Source organism: Pseudomonas sp. NPDC088885 (genome assembly GCF_044750025.1).
GTDB classification, from domain to species: Bacteria; Pseudomonadota; Gammaproteobacteria; order Pseudomonadales; family Pseudomonadaceae; genus Aquipseudomonas; species Aquipseudomonas rustica.
Genome location: NZ_JBIVJB010000158.1, coordinates 1 through 5,713 on the forward strand (window position 1 = coordinate 1; position 5,713 = coordinate 5,713).

Consider the following 5,713-nt stretch of genomic DNA (forward strand, 5'->3'; position numbering starts at 1 on the left):
GCCGTGTGTTCCGCATGGCACCGATACACCACCACTTTGAACTCAAGGGCTGGCCCGAGCCGCGCGTGATTGTCCGTTTCTGGATCATCACCGTGATTCTCGTGTTGGTTGGCCTTGCCACCCTGAAGCTGAGGTAGAACGAGTGTCTCTGATCGCTTCTGACCACTTCCGCATCGTTGTCGGCCTCGGCAAGAGCGGCATGTCCCTGGTTCGCTTCCTGGCGAACCGGGGCACGTCGTTTGCCGTGGCGGACACGCGGGAAAATCCACCGGAACTGGCCACGCTCAAGCGTGACTATCCGCACGTGGAAGTGCGTTGTGGCGAGCTGGACGTCGAATTCCTCTGCCGTGCCGACGAGCTCTACGTGAGACCCGGCCTGGCACTGGCGACCCCGGCCCTGCAAGCCGCTGCGGCCCGTGGCGTGAAACTGTCCGGCGACATCGAGCTGTTCGCGCGTAACGCGCAGGCGCCGATCGTGGCCATCAGCGGTTCCAACGCGAAAAGCACCGTCACCACCCTGGTCGGCGAGATGGCGGCTGCGGCGGGCAAACGCGTCGCCGTCGGCGGCAACCTCGGCACCCCGGCGCTGGACTTGCTCAGCGACGACATCGAGCTATACGTGATGGAGCTGTCGAGCTTCCAGCTGGAAACCACTGACCAGCTCAACGCTGAAGTGGCGACCGTGCTGAACATCAGCGAAGACCACATGGATCGCTACAGCGGCCTGCCGGCTTACCACCTGGCCAAGCACCGGATCTTCCGTGGCGCGAAGCAGTTCGTGGTCAACCGTCAGGATGCGCTGAGCCGTCCGTTGATGGGCGAAGGCCAGCCATGCTGGACGTTCGGCCTGAGCAAACCGGATTTCAAGGCATTCGGTATCCGCGAAGAAGATGGCGAGAAGTATCTGGCCTTCGAATTCCAGAACCTGATGCCAGTGCGCGAATTAAAGATTCGTGGCGCGCACAACCAGTCCAACGCCCTCGCGGCGCTGGCACTCGGTCATGCGGTCGGCCTGCCGTTAGATGCGATGCTCGCGGCGCTGCGCAACTTCGCCGGTCTTGAACACCGTTGCCAGTGGGTGCGTGATCTCGACGGCGTGGCTTACTACAACGATTCCAAAGCCACCAACGTCGGCGCCGCACTGGCTGCCATCGAAGGCCTTGGCGCGGACATCGACGGCAAGGTCATCCTGATCGCCGGTGGCGATGGCAAGGGTGCCGAATTCAACGATCTGCGTGATCCGGTGGCGGCCAACTGCCGCGCCGTGATCCTCATGGGCCGCGACTCCGACAAGATCGGCGCCGCCATCGGCGATGCCGTGCCGCTGATCCGCGCGACCTCGCTGGTCGATGCCGTCGCGCAATGCCGCACCGCTGCCCAGCCGGGTGACGTGGTGCTGCTGTCGCCAGCCTGCGCCAGTTTCGACATGTTCAAGAATTATGAAGACCGTGGTCACCAGTTCGTCCGCGCTGTGGAGGAATTGGCATGAGCCTGCGCAATATCATCAAACCGTATCCGTCGCCGATCATCACCGGGCGCGGTATCGACCTCGATTTCCCGATGCTCGCCGGTTGCCTGGCGCTGCTCGGTCTCGGTTTGATCATGATCGCCTCGGCGTCCACCGAAGTGGCGGCCGCGCAGTCGGGCAGTCCGCTGTATTACATGATTCGCCACCTTATATATGTGGTGCTGGGTTTGGGCGCATGTGTCATTACCATGATGATCCCGATCGCCACCTGGCAGCGCCTCGGCTGGTTGATGTTGCTCGGCGCGTTCGGTTTGCTGGTGATGGTGATCGTCCCCGGCATCGGCCGAGAAGTGAACGGTTCGATGCGCTGGATTGGTTTCAGCTTCTTCAACGTGCAGCCGTCCGAAATCGCCAAAGTATTCGTGGTGATCTACCTCGCCGGTTATCTGGTGCGGCGTCAGAAAGAAGTGCGCGAGAGCTGGATGGGCTTCTTCAAGCCGTTCATCGTGCTGCTGCCGATGGCTGGCCTGTTGCTGATGGAGCCGGACTTCGGTGCCACCGTCGTGATGATGGGCGCTGCGGCGGCAATGCTATTCCTTGGCGGGGTCGGGCTGTTCCGCTTCTCGCTGATGGTGGTGTTGGCGGTCGGGGCGGTGGTGCTGCTGATTCAGATGCAGCCGTATCGTATGGCGCGTCTGACCAACTTCGCTGACCCGTGGGCTGACCAGTTCGGCGCCGGTTATCAACTGTCGCAAGCGTTGATCGCGTTCGGTCGCGGTGAATGGCTCGGCGTGGGTCTGGGCAACAGCGTGCAGAAGCAGTTCTACCTGCCGGAAGCGCACACCGACTTTGTGTTCTCGGTTCTCGCTGAAGAACTCGGCGCGGTGGGTTCGCTGTGCACCGTGGCCCTGTTCGTGTTCGTGTGTATTCGCGGCATGTACATCGGCTTGTGGGCGGAGAAAGCCAAACAGTATTTCGCAGCTTATGTGGCCTACGGCTTGTCGTTCCTGTGGATTGGTCAGTTCCTGATCAACATCGGGGTGAACGTCGGCCTGCTGCCAACCAAGGGTCTGACCTTGCCGTTCCTCAGTTACGGCGGCAGTTCGTTGGTGATCTGCTGTGCCTGCCTCGGCTTGTTATTGAGGATCGAGTGGGAGAGTCGAACCCACCTGGGCAGTGAAGAAATGGAATTCCATGAGAGCGACTTCGCTGAGGAGCCGAATCATGGGCGCTAACGTATTGATCATGGCCGGCGGTACCGGTGGCCACGTGTTCCCGGCGCTGGCCTGTGCCCGCGAGTTTCAGGTGCGCGGCTACACCGTGCACTGGCTCGGCACGCCACGCGGAATTGAAAACGAACTGGTGCCGGGCGCAGGGCTGGAACTGCACCGCATCAACGCCAGCGGTTTGCGCGGCAAGGGCAAGCTGTCGCTGCTCAAGGCGCCGTTCATGCTGCTGAAGTCGGTGTGGCAGGCGCGGGCGATCATTCGCCAGTTGAAACCAGTGTGTGTGGTCGGTTTCGGTGGTTATGTGACTGGCCCTGGTGGGCTTGCCGCGAAACTGGCCGGCGTGCCGGTGATCGTTCACGAGCAGAACGCTGTGGCCGGCACCGCCAATCGGTTGCTGGTGCCGTTCGCCGCCCGGGTGTGTGAAGCGTTCCCCGACACCTTTACTCTGTCGGACACCCGCCGTACCACCGGAAACCCGGTGCGCAGCGAGCTGTTCCTCGAAACATCGCGCCCGGCTCTGGCTGGTCGCAAAGCGCGTTTGCTGATCCTTGGCGGAAGCCTTGGCGCAGAACCGTTGAATAAATTGCTGCCTGAAGCCCTGGCCCAAGTCGCTGCCGATTTGCGCCCGGAAGTGTTTCATCAGGCCGGCAAAAACCACGATGAAGTGACTGCAGAGCGCTACCGCGCCGCCGGCGTCGATGCGCAGGTGCAGCCGTTCATCAAAGACATGGCCCAAGCCTATGGCTGGGCCGACCTGGTGGTGTGCCGCGCAGGCGCGTTGACCATCAGTGAGCTGGCTGCCGCCGGTCTGCCCTCGATGCTGGTGCCTTTGCCCCACGCGATCGACGATCACCAGACCCGCAACGCCGATTATTTGGCCCGTGAAGGCGCAGCCTTCCTGATGCCGAAAAGAACGACTGGTGCCGCGGATCTTGCCGCGCGCCTGACAGAGGTCTTGATGCAACCGCAACGACTCGAAGATATGGCCCAAGCGGCCCGCCGTCTGGCGAAACCCGATGCCACCCGTAGTGTGGTCGATACCTGTCTGGAGGTGGCCCATGGTTGAGAATCAAAAAGCCATGCCGCAACCGGAAATGCGCCGCATCCGTCGCATCCACTTCGTCGGTATCGGCGGCGTGGGCATGTGCGGTATTGCCGAAGTGTTGTTGAACCTGGGCTATGAAGTGTCCGGTTCCGACCTGAAAGCTTCGCCGGTCACCGAGCGTCTGGAATCGTTCGGCGCGCAGATCTTCATCGGCCACCGTGCCGAGAACGCCGCGACCGCCGATGTACTGGTAGTGTCGAGCGCTGTGAACACCTCTAACCCGGAAGTCGCGACTGCCCTCGAGCGTCGTATTCCAGTGGTGCCGCGGGCCGAAATGCTCGCCGAACTGATGCGCTATCGCCACGGCATCGCCGTCGCCGGTACGCACGGCAAAACCACCACCACCAGCCTGATCGCTTCGGTGTTCGCCGCCGGTGGTCTGGATCCGACCTTCGTCATCGGTGGTCGTCTGAATGCTGCGGGCACCAATGCCCAGCTCGGCACCAGCCGTTACCTGATCGCCGAAGCCGATGAAAGCGACGCGAGCTTCCTGCACCTGCAACCGCTGGTGGCCGTGGTCACCAACATCGACGCCGACCACATGGCGACCTACGACGGTGACTTCAACAAACTGAAGAAAACCTTCGTCGAGTTCCTGCACAACCTGCCGTTCTACGGTTTGGCCGTGATGTGCCTGGACGACCCGGTCGTGCGCGAAATCCTGCCGCTGGTGAAACGTCCGACCGTGACCTACGGCTTCAGCGAAGACGCTGACGTGCGCGCGATCAATGTGCGTCAGCAAGGCATGCAGACCTTCTTCACCGTGCTGCGCCCTGACCGCGAGCCGCTGGACGTTTCCGTGAACATGCCGGGCAATCACAACGTGCTCAACTCGCTGGCGACCATCTGCATTGCGTCCGATGAGGGCGTCAGCGATGAAGCCATCGTTCAGGGCCTGTCGGGTTTCCAGGGTGTCGGTCGACGCTTCCAGGTCTACGGCGAACTGCCGGTGGACGGTGGCCACGTGATGTTGGTCGACGACTACGGTCACCACCCGACCGAAGTCGCGGCCGTGATCAAAGCCGTACGCGGTGGCTGGCCGGAACGCCGTCTGGTGATGGTGTATCAACCGCACCGTTATAGCCGCACCCGCGACCTGTACGACGATTTCGTCAATGTACTGGCCGACGCCAACGTGCTGCTGCTGATGGAAGTTTATCCGGCCGGCGAAGAGCCGATCCCGGGCGCCGACAGCCGCAAGCTGTGCAACAGCATCCGCCAGCGCGGTCAGCTCGACCCGATCTACATCGAGCGTGGCGTTGATCTGGCACCGCTGGTGAAGCCGTTGTTGCGTGCTGGCGACATCCTGCTGTGCCAGGGCGCGGGTGATATCGGCGGTCTCGCGCCGAAGCTGTTGAAAAGTGAATTGTTCGCTGGCGCCGTGGCGGCGTCGGTCGAGGGGAAGTTGAAATGACTGCTGCCTACGCCAACCTGTTCTCCACCATCGCGCCGAAAGACTTCGGCCGCGTCGCCGTGCTCTTCGGCGGCTTGAGTGCCGAGCGTGAGGTTTCGCTGAAATCCGGTAACGCCGTTCTCGATGCGCTGCAGAGCGCTGGTGTGGACGCGTTCGGTATCGACGTTGGCGCCGACATTCTGCAACGTCTGCTGAGTGAAAAAATCGACCGCGCCTTCATCATTCTTCACGGCCGTGGCGGTGAAGACGGCTCCATGCAGGGCCTGCTCGAAGTGGCCGGCATTCCCTACACCGGCAGCGGCATTCTGGCCTCGGCACTGGCGATGGACAAACTGCGCACCAAGCAGGTCTGGCACAGCCTCGGGATTCCGACGCCGCGTCACGCCGTGCTGTGCAGCGAAGCCGATTGTATTTCTGCGGCGACGGAACTGGGCTTCCCTTTGATCGTCAAACCGGCCCATGAAGGTTCAAGTATCGGGATGGCCAAAGTGAGTTCT

4 protein-coding genes and 2 pseudogenes are annotated in these 5,713 nt (G+C 62.0%); all 6 read left to right on the forward strand.

Going from position 1 to position 5,713, the window contains the following annotated elements; translation table 11 throughout:
- Positions 1-137: pseudogene (locus ACIP1X_RS27395) on the forward strand (phospho-N-acetylmuramoyl-pentapeptide-transferase); the annotation flags it as partial.
- A gap of 5 nt (positions 138-142) precedes the next feature.
- A complete protein-coding gene (gene murD / locus ACIP1X_RS27400) occupies positions 143-1,489 on the forward strand; it encodes a UDP-N-acetylmuramoyl-L-alanine--D-glutamate ligase (RefSeq protein ID WP_400755833.1) in 1,347 nt (448 codons plus the stop codon).
- Positions 1,486-2,703 (forward strand): putative lipid II flippase FtsW, encoded by a 1,218-nt coding sequence (gene ftsW / locus ACIP1X_RS27405; protein WP_053123640.1) that lies wholly within the window; start codon positions 1,486-1,488, stop codon positions 2,701-2,703. The genes murD and ftsW overlap by 4 nt, the downstream gene beginning before the upstream one ends.
- A complete protein-coding gene (gene murG / locus ACIP1X_RS27410) occupies positions 2,693-3,763 on the forward strand; it encodes an undecaprenyldiphospho-muramoylpentapeptide beta-N-acetylglucosaminyltransferase (protein ID WP_400755834.1) in 1,071 nt (356 codons plus the stop codon). Before ftsW ends, murG begins: the two co-directional genes overlap by 11 nt.
- Positions 3,756-5,216, forward strand: a complete 1,461-nt coding sequence (gene murC, locus ACIP1X_RS27415; RefSeq protein ID WP_053123636.1) for a UDP-N-acetylmuramate--L-alanine ligase — start codon at positions 3,756-3,758, stop codon at positions 5,214-5,216. Before murG ends, murC begins: the two co-directional genes overlap by 8 nt.
- A pseudogene (locus ACIP1X_RS27420) lies at positions 5,213-5,713 on the forward strand (D-alanine--D-alanine ligase); the annotation flags it as partial. The gene murC and the pseudogene ACIP1X_RS27420, both read left to right, overlap by 4 nt.